At 49.7% G+C, this 15,892-nt stretch carries 12 protein-coding genes; 7 read left to right on the top strand and 5 right to left on the bottom strand.

All coding sequences use genetic code 11. The annotated features are described in order from the left end of the window. Positions 1-31 precede the first annotated feature (31 nt). The 7 genes from ACGHCT_RS16895 to ACGHCT_RS16865 all read left to right on the top strand — a co-directional run bounded on the left by ACGHCT_RS16895 (position 32) and on the right by ACGHCT_RS16865 (position 9,851). The gene (locus tag ACGHCT_RS16895; protein ID WP_390436985.1) at positions 32-508 is read left to right on the top strand and encodes a PaaI family thioesterase; all 477 of its coding nucleotides are present in this window, start codon (positions 32-34) and stop codon (positions 506-508) included. A 14-nt stretch (positions 509-522) separates the two neighbouring features. Further along, positions 523-1,146: a DUF6553 family protein gene (locus ACGHCT_RS16890; protein ID WP_072848638.1), complete on the top strand. Its 624-nt coding sequence runs from the start codon at positions 523-525 to the stop codon at positions 1,144-1,146. Positions 1,147-1,373: 227 nt separating this feature from the next. Further along, positions 1,374-2,708 (top strand): putative aminohydrolase SsnA, encoded by a 1,335-nt coding sequence (gene ssnA, locus ACGHCT_RS16885; RefSeq protein WP_072848637.1) that lies wholly within the window; start codon positions 1,374-1,376, stop codon positions 2,706-2,708. 18 nt (positions 2,709-2,726) lie between these two features. After that, positions 2,727-5,720, top strand: a complete 2,994-nt coding sequence (gene ygfK / locus ACGHCT_RS16880) for a putative selenate reductase subunit YgfK (protein ID WP_390436984.1) — start codon at positions 2,727-2,729, stop codon at positions 5,718-5,720. Between the two features lie 75 nt (positions 5,721-5,795). Beyond that, complete coding sequence (locus tag ACGHCT_RS16875; protein WP_390436983.1) at positions 5,796-7,808, top strand: FUSC family protein; 2,013 nt, start codon at positions 5,796-5,798, stop codon at positions 7,806-7,808. A gap of 57 nt (positions 7,809-7,865) precedes the next feature. After that, positions 7,866-8,897 carry an XdhC family protein gene (locus ACGHCT_RS16870; RefSeq protein ID WP_072848635.1) on the top strand — a complete coding sequence of 344 codons (1,032 nt, stop codon included), beginning with the start codon at positions 7,866-7,868 and terminating at the stop codon, positions 8,895-8,897. Between the two features lie 12 nt (positions 8,898-8,909). Further along, complete coding sequence (locus tag ACGHCT_RS16865) at positions 8,910-9,851, top strand: NTP transferase domain-containing protein (protein WP_390436982.1); 942 nt, start codon at positions 8,910-8,912, stop codon at positions 9,849-9,851. Positions 9,852-9,914: 63 nt separating this feature from the next. Here the strand turns inward: ACGHCT_RS16865 and ACGHCT_RS16860 are convergent, their stop codons facing one another. The 5 genes from ACGHCT_RS16860 to ACGHCT_RS16840 form a co-directional block, all read right to left on the bottom strand. Then, on the bottom strand, positions 9,915-10,421 hold the full coding sequence (locus tag ACGHCT_RS16860) for a flavin reductase (RefSeq protein ID WP_072848633.1): 507 nt from the start codon (positions 10,419-10,421) through the stop codon (positions 9,915-9,917). Between the two features lie 84 nt (positions 10,422-10,505). After that, complete coding sequence (locus ACGHCT_RS16855; protein ID WP_390436981.1) at positions 10,506-11,510, bottom strand: tRNA-dihydrouridine synthase; 1,005 nt, start codon at positions 11,508-11,510, stop codon at positions 10,506-10,508. 132 nt (positions 11,511-11,642) lie between these two features. Continuing rightward, positions 11,643-13,349, bottom strand: coding sequence for an ABC-ATPase domain-containing protein (locus ACGHCT_RS16850; protein WP_072848773.1), 1,707 nt, complete (start codon positions 13,347-13,349; stop codon positions 11,643-11,645). Between the two features lie 50 nt (positions 13,350-13,399). Next, complete coding sequence (locus ACGHCT_RS16845; RefSeq protein WP_390436980.1) at positions 13,400-14,983, bottom strand: hypothetical protein; 1,584 nt, start codon at positions 14,981-14,983, stop codon at positions 13,400-13,402. After that, positions 14,976-15,689, bottom strand: coding sequence for an ABC transporter ATP-binding protein (locus ACGHCT_RS16840; protein ID WP_390440208.1), 714 nt, complete (start codon positions 15,687-15,689; stop codon positions 14,976-14,978). Before ACGHCT_RS16840 ends, ACGHCT_RS16845 begins: the two co-directional genes overlap by 8 nt. Positions 15,690-15,892: the final 203 nt, after the last annotated feature.

Genomic DNA, 15,892 nt, shown 5'->3' with positions numbered 1-15,892 from the left:
GAAGGTACAGGAGAAAAGGAGAGAAGATAAAATGACAGAACAAGATAAAAGCGAAGCTTTCTGGAGGGATGAGCAGGAAGCTATGGAGAAGGCGATGAGAGAAAGGATTAGACGCATAGATGCAGAACCGGACACGCATATTTACAATTTGATGAAGCCCGGGTTCTGTGCCTGCAGCGCCAGGGAAGAGTGGCTGACGGTGCGCTATCCCGTGGAAGACTGGGCGCTGAACCATATGTCCTCCATGCACGGAGGACTTATAGCCGCCGCAGTGGACACTACCTGCGGCATACTCTCCGCAAACAGGAGCAAAAATATGGTCACACCCACCATTAATCTCACCATAAATTACCTCTCTCCGGCAGTGAAAGGGGATGATATGCTGGTAACCGCCAAGATGGAGCGGTGCGGCAGGCATCTGGTAAACGTATCTGCCAAATGCACGGGAGAAAAGTCAGGCAAGACGATAGCAACTGCTCTGGTGAGCTTTATGCTGGGAGGAAAATAGGAGGAACGGGAGATATGGAAGGCACTACGCAGAATACATGGCCGGAGAGCTACTACAGCGAGAAGGATCCCGGGCTCAGAAGAATACTTTTGGAGGAAGAGATACAGCAGCACCCGGGAGTTTTGGAGAATGAGCTGAGGCAGAAGCTGTGGGAAATACGTTATGTCTCCAGGGACAAAAAAAGCACTGGCCAGCAGGTGGACAATTATATCGGAGGATGGATGGAAATGCTCTATCTTTCCAGGAATAACGGGGGGATTTTCGGCTTCCGGTATGCAGCAAAAGAGCTGAGGAAAACCATTAAAAAAATGGGATTTTCCGTGGCCGAAGAGTATGGGGAGGCAGGCAGAGAGATCCTTTACCGGGAGATCTATCATCTCTGTTCCTTTTACTACCATCTCTGCGCGACGGATAAGGGGTACGGAACGAAGCTCATGGGAATAATGTCCATGAAGGATGAAGACATTACCATGAAGATCGCAAAGGAAGTACTGCAGAATGCGTACAGGCTTCCGATGAACACAGGCCTTGTCCAGGAGATGGAGGTCTTTACAAAGGCGGCTACCCAGGCATTTTATGATTATTTTCCAAGGGAAAAGGATAAACTGGACAGCCAGGTGGAGAAGTTGAGAAAATAGTTGAAACAATTCAAAAAGCATAAGAAAAAGTTGAGGAATCCCAGAGTTTTTGGGACAATTTTCCTCAGCTTTTTTCTGTCTGGCGAAGTTTCTGGCATGGCATACAAAAATTTTTAGATATACTTAAAAATTTTTGTAAAAACTATTGCTATTGCTTATTTTCCATGGTACACTCTAACTATCAAGAGGGTTTTTATATTTTTTTCTAAATGAAGGAGGTAACACATATGCTGGTAATTGGCAACGGGAGAATGATTACAAGAGATGCAGAGAATCCATTTATCGAAAATGGGGCAGTGGCTATGGATGGAAACACCATCGTGATGACAGGAACCACAGAAGCGGTGAAAGGTGCTTATCCGCAGACAGAATACATAGATGCAAAAGGAAAAATCATTATGCCCGCCTTTATCAATGTGCATGAGCATATATACAGTGCCTTTGCCAGAGGTCTGTCCATCAATGGGTATAATCCTGACGGTTTTCTGGATATCCTGGACGGTATGTGGTGGACCATTGACCGGCATCTGACTCCGGAGCAGATCCGTTACAGTGCCCTGGCAACGTACATGGACTCCATTAAAAACGGGGTGACTACAGTGTTTGACCACCATGCAAGCTTCGGTCATATTACAGACAGCCTGTTTACCATAGAAGACGCGGCAAAGGAGCTGGGAATCCGGACCTGCCTGTGCTACGAAGTGTCGGATCGGGACGGCAAAGAAAAGGCCAGAGAATCCGTGATGGAAAATGCCAGATTTATAAAACATGCCCTGGAAGATGAGAGCGGCATGATTGCGGGGATGATGGGAATGCATGCGTCCTTTACTATATCGGATGAGACCATGGCCCTTGCGGCTGAGAACAAACCCGGGGAAGTGGGATACCACATCCATGTGGCGGAGGGGATAGAAGATCTCCACCATTGTCTGAAAACCTATGGAAAACGAATCGTAGACCGGCTGATGGACTGCAATGTGCTTGGGGATAAGACGCTTCTTGGACACTGCATCTATGTAAATGATCACGAGATGGATCTGATCAAAGAGACAGATACCATGGTGGTACATAATCCGGAATCAAACATGGGGAATGCCTGCGGATGCCCGCCGACTATGGCAATTGTTCACAAGGGAATCCTTACAGGCCTTGGAACCGACGGGTATACCCATGACATGACAGAATCCTATAAAGTAGCCAATGTACTTCACAAACACCATCTATGCGATCCCAACGCTGCCTGGGCGGAGGTTCCCCAGATGCTGTTCGAGGGAAATGCCAGGATAGCGGGACGCTATTTTAAAAAGCCTTTGGGGGTACTGAAAAAAGGTGCGGCTGCGGATGTGATAGTCGTAGATTATGATCCGCTGACTCCTATGAATGGAGACAACTGCAACGGGCACATCCTGTTTGGCATGCAGGGAAGAGATACTACGACCACTGTATGCAACGGAAAAGTATTGATGAGGGACAGAGTGCTTACCGGCATTGATGAGGAAGCAGCTCTGGCAAGGTGCAGAGAAGAAGCCAAAAAATTGGCAGATGATATTAACAGCAGATAGTGCGGGAGGTAGATAAAAATGAGTGATCGGATGACATGTATGCCATTTTCCCAGTTAATGACCTGGATGATGGAGGAAAAAAAGAAGAGAAATACAGTATTTGGCACCCACAGCCCTTATGCTGCGGGGGATGAGACTCTGGAATTGTTTGGAAGAAAGCTGGAGACTCCAATCGGACCGGCCGCAGGTCCTCATACCCAGCTGGCACAGAATATTATCGCTGCTTACTATACAGGAAGCCGTTTTTTTGAGCTGAAGACTGTACAGATTATGGACGGAGACGAACTGTCTGCCTGCGTAAACAAGCCCTGTATCCTGGCAGAGGATGAATGCTATAACTGTGAGTGGTCCACAGAACTGTTTGTACCCCAGGCTATGGGGGAATACATCAAGGCATGGTTTGCCCTCCACGTGATGGCAAAGGAATGGGGGCTGGGAAGCCAGGACGGTTTTCAGTTCAACATCAGCGTGGGGTATGATCTGGCAGGAATCAAATCGGAAAAGATCGATACATTCATTGAGAGCATGAAGGAAGCTAAGGATACGGATATCTTCAGGGAGTGCAGGCAGTGGCTTCTGGACCATATAGATCTGTTTGAACAGTTCACGGCAGAGGACGTGGAGAACATTCCTTCCGATATCTGCAACTCCGCTACCATTTCCACCCTGCACGGATGTCCGCCCCAGGAGATTGAGAGCATAGCCAATTATTTGTTTACAGAAAAACATATGAATACCTTTATCAAGTGCAATCCCACTCTTCTGGGATATGATTTTGCCAGAAAAACTATGGACGATATGGGATATGACTATATGGTATTCGGAGATTTCCACTTTAAAGACGATCTCCAGTATGAGGACGCTATTCCCATGTTCCGCCGGCTGATGAAGCTGTCTGAGGAACTGGGGCTGGCATTCGGCGTAAAGATTACCAATACCTTCCCGGTAGATGTCACCAGAAGTGAGCTTCCCAGCGAGGAGATGTATATGTCAGGAAAATCTCTCTTCCCGCTGTCCATCTCCCTGGCCGCAAAACTTTCCAAAGAGTTTGACGGAAAACTCCGCATTGCCTACTCAGGAGGAGCAGATTATTATAATATCGGCCGAATTATCGGCGCCGGTATCTGGCCGGTTACTGTGGCAACTACCCTGTTAAAGCCCGGAGGATATAACAGGGGCACGCAGATGGCAGAGCTGCTGGCAAAGCAGGGCTGCCGGCCGTTTTGCAGGGTAGATGTGGATGCACTGTCAAAGCTGGCAGAGGACGCAAAAAAAGACAGCCACCATGTGAAGGCTGCGAAACCGCTTCCCGGCAGAAAGACAAAGGATACGGTTCCTCTTCTGGACTGTTTTATGGCACCCTGTGAGGAGGGATGTCCCATTCACCAGGATATCACCAACTATATAGCTCTGGCTGGAGAGGGAAGGTATGAGGAGGCGCTTCAGGTTATCCTGCGGAAAAATCCTCTGCCCTTTATCACCGGTACTATCTGTGCCCATAACTGTATGGGAAAATGCACCAGGAATTTCTACGAGGAGTCTGTCAACATCCGCGGCGTGAAGCTGGAAGCAGCAGAGAAGGCTTATGATGCCGTCGCCTCCAGGATTCAGCCGGTTCCCGTAAACGGAGCGGAAAAGGTTGCTGTAGTCGGGGGAGGACCGGCAGGTATTGCTGCCGCCTATTTTCTGGCCCGGGAAGGCGTGGGAGTTACAGTATTCGAGAAAGAGGCTTCTCTCGGGGGTGTGGTCCGCAATGTAATCCCGGGATTCCGGATTTCCGGGGAAGCTATTGACAAAGACATTGCCCTTATTGAAAAGCTGGGTGTGACGGTTAAGACCAATACAGAGATAACTTCTCTGGAGGAACTAAAAGCGGAGGGATTCACCTCTGTCGTTCTTGCACTGGGTGCCTCCAAGCCCGGAAGCCTGAAGCTGGAGAAAGGGGAAACCATGAATGCCCTGAAATTCCTGAGGGAATTCAAGGAAAAAGACGGAGCTCTCTCTCTGGGCAGAAATGTGGTTGTTATCGGAGGCGGAAATACTGCCATGGATACGGCAAGAGCGGCGAAACGCACCAAAGGGGTGGAACATGTCTATCTGGTATACCGGAGAACCAAACGCTATATGCCGGCTGACGAGGAAGAATTAGTTATGGCAGAAGAAGACGGGGTTATCTTCAGGGAGCTTCTGGCCCCTATATCTCTGGAAAACGGCCAGCTTCTCTGTGAAAAGATGCAGCTGGGGGCCCTGGATGCATCCGGACGGCAGAGCGTAAGCGGGACTGGGGAAAAGGAATCGGTGCCGGCCGACACAGTAATTGTTGCGGTAGGCGAGAAAGTTCCCACAGAATTTTACCAGGCCAATGGGCTGAATACAGACGACAGGGGAAGAGCTTACAGAGACGACAAAACCCTGGAATCCAGTCAGAAGGGGATTTACCTGGCTGGTGACGGCCTGGGCGGTCCGGCGACTGTCGTGGAGGGAATCCGGGATGCGCAGAAGGTGGCTGCGGCGATCCTTGGAAGTCCTGCAGTCAGTGAATGTGAAAAAGAAGGCTCCAGGGAAGAGTGTTTTGCCAAGAAAGGGGTTCTGGTCAGTGAAAACGAGGCTCCTCATGAGAGCAGACGCTGTCTGAACTGTGCTGCTGTCTGTGAAAACTGTGTGGATGTATGTCCAAACCGGGCAAATATATCCATCGAGGTGCCGGGAATGCCTATGGCCCAGATTATCCACGTGGACTATATGTGCAATGAATGCGGCAACTGCAAGAGCTTCTGCCCATATGCCAGTGCACCTTATCTGGATAAGTTCACACTGTTTGCCAATGAGAAGGATATGGCAGACAGCAAGAACCAGGGCTTCGCTGTACTGGACAGAGAGGCCGGAGTGTGCAGGGTAAGACTGTTTGGGAATGAAGTAACTCTGAAAGTTACTGAGGATAACGAGAGAATCCCCAAAGGCCTGAGAGATCTCATGGCAGCCGTAATAAAAGACTATTCCTATTTGCTGTAAAAGGGGATACAATAAAAGGGACACTGCTTGCCGGCAGTGTCCCTGATTCCATTTAAGACAGAAGGGAGGAGACAAATGATGATAAGTGCAAGCCGGCGGGAAAGGACCATGACAGATAATGGAAAGATGGCACAGGTGCTGAAAAGATGGCGTTCCGCTTTTCCCACCATTTTTGTCTCTCTCTTTTTATTTTTTACTATATTTTTTCTTTTTGGTTCTAAACAGGTGATTTTGGTTTCGTTTTTAACTCTCTTTTTCAAGACAAAAAGTACGCAGGATTTTACTTTCCGGGAATTGCTCCAGGCTTACGGAAGGATTCTGCTGGCAGGTCTGGCTGCCTATGGGGCGACACTGAATCTCCCCCTCTGTATTCTTCTGAACCTGCTGGTTCCCTTTCTGCTTGTGTATCTTCTCACGGACAAATTTACACCAAAAGCCTATTTTGTGTATGGAATGGCGTTTGTCTTTCTGCAGCTGCTGCCCATACCGGCAAAGCTGCTTCCGGTACGTATGGGGGCGCTGCTGTACGCGTTTTGTTTTCTGACGGCAGTTTTATACCTTCACCGAAAGATATTCCGAAAAAAGCGGCATTATGGAACCGTGCGCAGGGGGATGGCAAATATGGCGCTGCAGCTGGAGAAACTTTCGGAGGGAAGGAGAGATCAGAGGGATATGGCGGATCTGGTCCAGATGATGTACCATATGAACCAGGTGATCTATGCCAGCAGGAACTACAGGTATCTGGCGGATCGATATGGAAAGATAAATTATTACTTTATGATTGTCTTTCAGCGGTTCCGCTACTATATGACAGAGCTCTCCGATCCCAAAAAGTGTACGGCATTCAAAGAGCAGCGGTATCACAGGCAGCTGGCAAGGGTCTTCCGGGATGTGGAACAGCAGATGAATGAGGCGGATAATCAAGGATTGATCACAGAGATTCATCACTTCCAGAGCCACGAGAGACTGGAGGATGAGAAGCTGAATCAGGCAATGGAGTTTATTCTCGGGCTTATCGGGTTTGCTTTAAAGGAAGCAGTATCCACGGATAAAGCAAACAGGGAGAGGGAGTGGAGGCGGTCCAGAGGCAGGACAGGAAGCCCGAAAGCGTTTTTTCGGAACTTTCATCCGGACAGATTTCAGGTACGGTTTGCCCTGAGGCTGTCGGTGGTGCTCTGTATTTCATTTGCCTTTTGCAGGATTACTTCCCTGGAACACGGCTATTGGTTTCCCATGAGCGCTTTTTTAATGCTGATGCCATATTCAGAAGAAAGCATGCTCAAGCTGAACAACCGTATCATCGGCACTGTGACGGGACTTTTTATCACCTTTTTCCTGACCGAGATTTTTAAGACCTTCTGGGGGCATATCGGGATCATAGTGGTGATGACATGCCTCATGTACTATGTACCGGTCACCTCCTGGACGATGCCCATGTACAGTACCTGCTACGGTATGGCCCTGACTACCTTAAGCCTGGATACGGGGCATGCCATTGCGCTCCGCATTGTATGTGTGGGACTGGCCGCTGTGACCGTATGGCTGGCCAACCGTTTTATTCTTCCGATTACTGCAAAATCGGAATTCCTGAAAAGCGTGAACGATCTGCTTGATATTGATGAGAAGCTGGTGGGTGAACTGCAAAAAAGCCTGTATGATGAAGAGGATCGCAGTCTGCTTCGGGAGTATATGATGGTTTCAAATCTGCTTTCTGAGGAGATCCGGAATTATATGAAGGAAAATATGGGGGAAAATGAGAAGCAGTTCTACAGCCGGCTGCTGCCCATCAACCGCAGACTCCTCTCAGAGATCGAGCAGATTCATGCGTATTTAAAGAAATATAAGGTAAGCTCCAGGGAAAATCCTGCCATTGAGGAACTTCTCGGGAATATGGAGCAGGCGTTAAAGCGGATTCGCAGGGGATTTACAAAGAATGAACTGAACAGTTTCCTCACAGCAGGCAGTGAGTTTCGGGCCTATGGGAAGCTGGAGGAGGAGATTTATTTCAATACACTGGCTTTGAACTGTATGAACAGTGTCGCCAGAATCTCTGAAATTTTACCGGAAAAATCGCCGAATAACATATGATTGACACTCGACAGCAACTTTTGTACAATAATGATAAAAATGGCAGGATGGGATAACATGTATAAAGTATTTCAAGAGGCAAGTGAAAGGCTGGAGTCTGGGCAGGATGTTGTAATTGTTACAATAATAGACGGATCCGGTTCCGCCCCCAGAGGGGCCGGGGCGAAGATGCTGGTAAGTGAGAATGGGGAGTGCCTGGGAACCATAGGGGGAGGCGCCGTGGAATATGAGGCTGTGAAAATGGCATCTGAGGTGCTGAGAAGTAAAAAATCACTCATTCAGGACTACAGTCTGGCACCCGGTCAGGCGGCTGATCTGGGTATGATCTGCGGAGGACGGATCACTGTTTATTTCCAGTTCCTGTCCAGGGAGGACGATAAAGTACGCGTGCTCTGCAGGAAAATAAAGGAGATGTGCCGGGGGGAAGAAAGCGCCTGGCTGATCCTGGAAATTACGGAAGAGGAATCCTGGATTATGGGGATATATACGAAGAAACAGGGGCTTTGGGGAATGGAAGGTCCCCTTGGAAATCTGCCGCTTAAAAACCGGGCGGTATTCCTCCGGGAAAAAAGCAGATGTCTGTACAGCGAACCCCTGCTGCCGTCCGGGAAGGTGTACGTGTTTGGCGGCGGACACGTAGCACAGGAGACAGTTCCGGTGCTCAGCCACCTGGATTTTTCCTGCGTGGTTCTGGACGACAGGGCAGAGTTTGCCAGTCCTGAGCGATTTCCCGGAGCCAGGGAGGTACTGGTTTGTGATTTTTCCAGAATCGGGGACTATGTCACCATTACAGAAGAAGATTACGTGATTATTATGACCAGAGGCCACCTGTCGGATCTGCAGGTCCAGGCGCAGGTATTAAAGCGGAGGCCTTATTATATCGGAATCATGGGCAGCCGCCGGAAGATTGCCGCAGTTACTGAAAAACTGCTGGAACAGGGATTTACGGAGGAAGAGGTTGCCGGATGCCATATGCCTGTGGGAACCGATATTCAGGCAGAGACACCGGCAGAGATAGCCATTAGCATTGCCGGGGAACTCATACGGGAGAGAGCCAGAAGAAAGCAGGAAGTGCTGACGGAGAGATAAGGAGAGCAACCTATGGAAAACAAGATACGTACCGGTGCAGTGATTACAGCTGCAAGGGCTGACTTTTACAGGGGAGAGTTCAAGCCCTTGCTGGAAATAGGGGCCCTGAGTGCTGTTCAGAGGCTGATTTTGACTCTCCGGCAGGCTGGGTGTTCTCCCATTGTCCTGGTTACCGGATACCGGGCAAAAGAGCTTGAAAAGGCGGTGTCCAAAATGGGAGTCATCTGTATGCACTATGGCGAATATGAGAGTGCCCAGATGTTTGATACCATCAAAGCAGGACTGGAATATATAAAAGATCTCTGCGGACAAGTAATCTGCACGCCTGTGGATCTTCCCATGGTGTCAGTTCATACCCTCCATCAGCTGATGGATTCCCAGGCTCCTCTGGGAGTGCCTGTATACCGGGAGAGAAAAGGCCATCCTGTCCTTATCAATACCTCTGTGATCCCGGAACTTTTGTCCTATGAGGGCAGCCGGGGATTGGCAGGGGCCATGCAGTCAGCATCCTGCGGACGTACTCTGGTGCAGGTGGAGGATGAAGGAATTCTTCTCAGGGCAGGGGAAGTCAACGGGAACGAAGAGCTTCTGGAAGAGAGGAGCCGTCAGCTCTATACGGCATCCGTTACTGTGAGGATTATGAAAGAACAGCAGATCTTCGGACCGGGCACGGCCCAGCTTCTGACACTGTTGCAGTATACCGGATCCATGAAAGAAGCCTGCAGGCAGATGAATATGTCCTACACCAAAGGCTGGACCATCATCAACAGGGCGGAGGAACAGCTGGGGTACCGGGTGATTAAAAGACAGCATGGGGGAAAAAGCGGGGGCGCCAGCTTCCTGACAGAAGAAGGAAACTCACTTTTGCGCAGATATGAAGAGATGGAGGACGAGATACGCAGAATGGCACAGAACGTATTCCAGGAAAAGTTCCCGGAATTTGCTGTGAAATGAATGGCAATCCATAGGAGAGGGCAGGGAGAATCTACAGAACTCCCTGCCCTCTTTTACGTTATCCTATTCCTTTTCCAGTACCTTTACAATCTCTGAAATATACATAGTGTGATAGTCTTTATTGGGATACCATTTTTCGTCCATTTCTTTTGCAATAAAGTTTTCCGGCGGCATGGCGTCCTGATACATTTTTTTGCACACGAGAATGAGATTTGCCTCCTCAAACGCAACCGTTTCATCCACAAAAAGAGGGGTCAGTCCCGCGTCCTTTACTTTGTCTGTATCTCTTCCGGATACGGTGCCGCAGAGATTCAGGGCCTTTTTGTAGGACGGGTCAAAGAATGCAAGAGTAAACGTGTCATTGGCATCCACAAATTCCTTTGTATATCTCTGGGGACGGATATAAGTGGTCACTGTGTTCTTGCCCCAGAATACGCCCACACCGCCCCAGCTTGCGGTCATGGTATTGAATTTATCTTTGGTGCCTGCAGTGATGAGCAGCCATTCTTTTCCGATTTTAGTAAAGGGATTGAACTGTAATTGCTCTGGTGTTATCTCTTTGAAACTCATATAATACCTGCCTTTCTGTAATACGAAATTAAGAGAAGTCTCTGGTTTATAGTATAGCACTAAGACCGCCGGTTGTCACTTGGATTATAGAAGGTACTCCTCACAGGCCCTCTGCATCCACGCGGGGTCTTTATAGATAGCCCTGCCTACGCCCGCCAAATCTGCTTTTTCTGAAACCAAAAGGTGATCGGCAGCCCTGGCGTCCGTGATTCCCCCTGTAAGAATCACAGGAAGGGATACGGCTTGTTTGATGGGCTGGGTCAGGGAAGAGAAATAGCCCTGTGGCTGGGCGGAAGCTTCCGGGATGGTATATCCGCAGTGGCCGCCGGAGATGTCCAGGATGGTAACGCCTGCTTTCTCAAACATTTTTGCGGCTGCGATGCTGTCTTCCAGTACGGTGCCTCCTTCCATGTAATCACAGGCGCCCAGACGAAGCAGAACCGGATAGTCCGGGCCTACCTCACAGCGGACCGCAGTGACAACCTCCAGGGGCAGACGAAGGCGGTTTTCCAGGGAACCTCCGTATTCGTCCGTGCGGCGGTTGCTGAGAGGAGAGTAGAATTGATTCAGAAGGTATCCGTGGGCACAGTGAATCTCCACCCCGTCAAAGCCGGCAGCCTTGGCCCGCCGGGCGGCCAGCTGAAATTCTTCAATGACCTGAAGCATGTCATCTTTGTCCATAACCTTGTCCGGGAGAAACCCTTTGCGTATATTTTTAATGGGAGAGGGGGCCAGGGTGGGATGGTGATTCAGAGCAGGATCACAGGCGCTTCCTGCATGATTGATCTGAATGACGGCTTTGCTGCCGTCCTTCTTTATGACATCCGCCAGCTGCCTCAGACCGGGGAGACAGTCGTCGCTGTGAATCCCCATCTGATGGGCCGCGGCTTTCCCCTGGGGGGAAATATAGCTGTGCTCTGCAATGATCATTCCGATATAGCCCCCCTGGGACCTCTGCCGGTAGTAATCCAGAACGTCCTGGGTGATGATACCGTCAGCCTGGCATTTGGCTGTGGCCATGGGCGGAAAGACCAGTCTGTTTCTTAACGTCAGATGTTTGGTAATGAAAGGCTCAAAAAGATGTGGCATATGTTATTCCTCCTACATTATGATAGACTTGAGTATTGACACTATTATAGCACTAATAAAAGAAGGTTTGCCAGTCTAAAGGTTAAAAAGAAGGAAAAGTGCAGATGAGTACCCTGCTGAAAAAGGGGAAGATTACTTCAGGGATAATCCTCTGTACCGGTTAAAGCAGGCAAAGATCTCCTGCCTCCTTGGCATGGCCAGGTTGGAGGGGAGATAACTGCTCTCAGTGACTGCGGCCAGTCCTTTCTGGCGGATGAGCTGCTCCAGAAGGTCCACGATGGTTCGTAAATCTTTTTTTCCATCCAGAAGATTACACTCCGCATATTTTATCATGTAACCCAGGGCTGCGGTCTGTTCACTGTCTGCCAGCTGTTCCACATACCTTAAATCAATGGTCTCTTTGTTCATGGATATTCCGTCTTTTCCCATTACCTTAATCTTTACGCGGCTGTTTCCCTTTACGGAAGAGCTGTAACCAGGCGTCCGCAGGAAAGAGGGGGCGGCAGGAAGCTTGCCGGGGAGGGTGAGGGCAGGAAACGCTTTGGCTTCTTCTTTTGCCAGTTCGGTGATATCCCTGGGGAGATACCGGTCCATCTGAATCACCCGATCGGCAATGTGGAAAAAGGAACCGGAACTGCCGGCCACAATCACGGAGGATATTCCGTATGCTTCGTACAGGTGGCGGACTCTCTCAAGGAACGGGGTGATAGGCTCCTGATCCCTGTGAACCACACGCTGCATCAGCTCATCCCGGATCATAAAGTTGGTGGCGCTGGTATCCTCATCGATGAGAAAGAGGGAGGTCCCCGCCTCCATGGCTTCTATTACATTGGCGGCCTGAGAGGTGCTGCCGCTGGCATCTTCTGTGGTGAAGGAAACAGTGTCTTTTCCGTTCGGCAGGTCATTGACAAACAGAGAAATATCCGTTTTTTTAATGCTCCGCCCGTCTTCCGCCCGGATTTTAACGGCAGTGGGATCCGTGATGACATACTCTCTTCCATCTCCCTTAATATGATTGTATACACCCAGTTCCAGTGCCTTCAGGAGCGTTGATTTTCCGTGATATCCGCCCCCCACAATGATGGTGATGCCTTTTCGCAGCCCCATACCGGAAAGTGTTCCCCGGTGGGGAAGTTCCAGAGTTACCTCCAGAGACTTGGGGGACTGGAAGGGGATTGCCTGCCGCATGGGACGGCTGGAGACGCCGCTTTCCCTTGGAAGAATGGAGCCATTTGCCACAAAAGCGGTGAGCCCCAGGGAGGAAAGCTGGCTGCGGATATATTCCTGGTCTTCTGCCAGATAGATGACTTCGGCCACCTGACGGGCATTCAGCTTCTGATAATAAAAGGAGGAGGTGACGCAGTCAGGGAGAAAATCATAGAGGATTTTGATGAGCTCTGAGGAATTAATGGTTCTGCCGTTGGCCGGAAAGCCCACTTCCAGATGAACTGTAAGAGTACCTGTCCTGGGGTGGATGGTGCAGGCAGTACGCTCCAAAACCTCTTGTCCGCACCGGCTGACAGATATGAGGCCGCTTTTGCCGGAGCCTTTGGCCTTGAAATTATAGCGGTCAATTTTCTGGGCGAAAATACGGGTGAGGTAGTCGCAGAGTGCGGTCCGCTTGTAGGACGTGTCAAAAAGTCCGGCGGGGAAGCCGGCCTGTCTGCCCTCGATGACCAGACTTACCTTGGAGGGGGAGGCAAAAGGATCTCCCTGTACATGGTCAATGGACAGAAGATACCCGGGGAACTGGTAGCTCCCCCGGGTATCTTTATAAGCCGGATAACTTTTATGGTTAATTGCAAGCAGCAGTGTCTTTAAATCAGTTGAATTTTTCATTTTCATTTCCTTTCTTCCTAAGTCTCGTTCCATTCTGAGGGAACACGCTTTTATTGTAATAGATTTGAAGAAAAGAAACAAGAGATTCTCCTATATAAATACCAGGCACCTCCCCCTGCAAGAAGTGTAAAACAGACTGTCACGGGTAGGGCCCATGAGGAAATCAGGAAGGTAACGGCAAGGGGCGGCAGAACCATGAGCATTCCGGCGCCTATGGTTGCCAGGACCGGGAGTCCCTGCTTCACCGCGTGATATTCTGTGGCCCAGTCATACCGGGGATATTTCAAATCCAGGGCAAGACCAAGCACCGCGGTAAAGAAGGCGTAGGCAAAAGGCGTAAGGAAAAAGAAAAGTCCGGTGAGGGGATCCGGCCGGAAGTGTATGGCTAAGAAGATGCCGGCGATCCCTGCTGAGGGCAGCATAAGTGTCAGATTTACTCCTATTTTTGCCAGAAAGATGGTGCCGGGCGCCACTGGGGCTGTAAAAAGGCACCAGCGTGCCTTTCCCTCCAGAGAGATGGAGGCACAGGTTGTGCAGCTCATAACCATAAAGAGAGAGATGACAAAGGGGATAGACCGGGAGAATTCCAGGATAATTCCGTATCCTCCCAGCAGCTCTTGCAGCTGTCCCTTGTCGGTAAAGAGAAATAAGACGCTTAAGACAATGAGCAGAATCTCACCCACCGACGTATTCAGCAGGTAGATGGAGGAGGACATAAGGCGGCGGAATTCTTTTTTATAAATGGCAGCCAGAGGTGACGCTGTGCCCAGATGCTGCATCTTGTAGGTCCCTCCGGTGTGATGAGAAAAGAGGGCTGTGTTTATTTTGGCAAAGCTCAGGGACAAAAGCAGCAAAAACAGTCCGGTACTTCCCAGGGATAAGAGAACAAAATACAGGAAATACAACATGCTGCCGTGATTCAGGGCCTCTGAGAGAAGGGCGGCCGGGGGATAGACGGCATTCACCTGCTGTGCAGCTGCCTGTCCGATGGCTGCAAGATCCTCTGCGTTCATATTCTGCATACGGAAAGAAGCACCCACCACCAGCAGGATTGCCCCTACACTTAACAGGATCGTTGCAAGATTCCTGTATTTAAACCGGAGTGCGGCAGACAGAATCAGAGTACTTGCCACGGCAGACAGAACCATGGGAAGGAGGGGAGCCAGAAAGACAGAGACTAGCATGGTAAACCAGCCCCCGGGACCGCCCGGATGCTCCAGGCCGTATACAATCATGGAAGGCACCATAGCAATGGCGGCAGCCGCAAGATTCATAAGGTACACGGCAGTAAGCCTGGAGAGGAGCAGGGCAGGGACGGAGACGGGAAGTGACATTACCATGTCATAGTCCTTCATTCCAAACAGAATCCCGTTTGTCTTCATAAAAGTAACGATTATGGTGAGGACGGCACTGACCATCAGCGTCAGGGAGGGAAGAAGATCTGTCATCCCCATCTGCCGGCAGCCATAGGCTATGGCAATACTGTAGAGCGTGCCCATCAAAAACAGGATTCCGTAGACAGCCCCCATCAGAATGCAGTTTCTTCTGTCTTTTTTATCTCTGGAATGGAGGAAACGGTTGAATCCAAAGGAGGAGAGAAGCTGAACCTTGAACAAAACTTTATAGCTATTCATCCTTGGCCACCTCCAGAAATACTTCTTCCAGGCTGCTGCTGCCCCGAACCTCTTCGGTGGGACCGCTGGCAATGAGCCTGCCGTTTTTTATTATGGCTATCTTATTGCAGAGCTTCTCCGCTACCTCCAGAACGTGGGTGGAGAAAAAGATTGCACTTCCCTTGTCACACAGCTCTTTCATAATGCTTTTCAGGTGATAGGAAGCCTGTGGATCCAGACCTACAAAGGGTTCGTCCAGTATGAGGAGACGTGGGTCATGGATAAGAGCTGATATAATAGCCAGTTTTTGCTTCATCCCGTGAGAGTAGGAGGAAATTAAGTCCCCCAGATGCTCCGTCAGCTCCAGAAGGTCAGAGTATTTCCGGATACGCGCTTCCTTCTGTGCGGCAGACACCTGAAAAATGTCACCAATATAAGTAAGATACTGAATCCCTGTGAGATATTCGTAGAGATCCGGGTTGTCGGGAATATACGCGATCTCCGATTTGCAGAGTATGGGTTCTTTCTGAACGGAATGGCCGCAGATCAGGATCTCTCCCTCCCGGAATTCCAGAATGCCTGCCACCGCCCGGATGGTGGTCGTCTTTCCCGCCCCGTTGTGTCCGATGAATCCATAGATATCTCCTGCCTGAACCGAAAGGCTCAGATCGTTTACCGCTTTCTTCCCTTTCTGATAGGATTTGGAAAAATCCCGGATTACCAGGATATCTTTTTTGGTTGTTTGTCTTTGCATTGAGGTCACCTTCTTTACTAGTTTGTGTTTCTATTGTAAAGCCGGGAACTTCCGGGAACAAGGGAGCAGAAGTTGACTTCAGGCTGTCTAAATCAACCAGTGCGATACTTGGCAAATACTGGACAGAGGGAAGGATATGGGGTATGCTGAAACCATATGACAGAGAGGAGAAATAA

It is taken from the genome of Lactonifactor longoviformis, assembly GCF_042848515.1.
GTDB lineage: Bacteria > Bacillota > Clostridia > Lachnospirales > Lachnospiraceae > Lactonifactor > Lactonifactor longoviformis.
Note: the sequence above shows the minus strand (reverse complement) of the source record. Positions and strands in the feature narration are given on the sequence as shown.

Coding starts and splice junctions, on each gene's coding strand:
- ACGHCT_RS16890 (WP_072848638.1), top strand. CDS start 523: ATGGAAGGCACTACGCAGAATACATGGCCGGAGAGCTACTACAGCGAG.
- ACGHCT_RS16865 (WP_390436982.1), top strand. CDS start 8,910: ATGGAAAACAAGATACGTACCGGTGCAGTGATTACAGCTGCAAGGGCT.
- ACGHCT_RS16895 (WP_390436985.1), top strand. CDS start 32: ATGACAGAACAAGATAAAAGCGAAGCTTTCTGGAGGGATGAGCAGGAA.
- ACGHCT_RS16855 (WP_390436981.1), bottom strand. CDS start 11,510: ATGCCACATCTTTTTGAGCCTTTCATTACCAAACATCTGACGTTAAGA.
- ssnA (WP_072848637.1), top strand. CDS start 1,374: ATGCTGGTAATTGGCAACGGGAGAATGATTACAAGAGATGCAGAGAAT.
- ACGHCT_RS16850 (WP_072848773.1), bottom strand. CDS start 13,349: ATGAAAAATTCAACTGATTTAAAGACACTGCTGCTTGCAATTAACCAT.
- ACGHCT_RS16870 (WP_072848635.1), top strand. CDS start 7,866: ATGTATAAAGTATTTCAAGAGGCAAGTGAAAGGCTGGAGTCTGGGCAG.
- ACGHCT_RS16845 (WP_390436980.1), bottom strand. CDS start 14,983: ATGAATAGCTATAAAGTTTTGTTCAAGGTTCAGCTTCTCTCCTCCTTT.
- ygfK (WP_390436984.1), top strand. CDS start 2,727: ATGAGTGATCGGATGACATGTATGCCATTTTCCCAGTTAATGACCTGG.
- ACGHCT_RS16875 (WP_390436983.1), top strand. CDS start 5,796: ATGATGATAAGTGCAAGCCGGCGGGAAAGGACCATGACAGATAATGGA.
- ACGHCT_RS16860 (WP_072848633.1), bottom strand. CDS start 10,421: ATGAGTTTCAAAGAGATAACACCAGAGCAATTACAGTTCAATCCCTTT.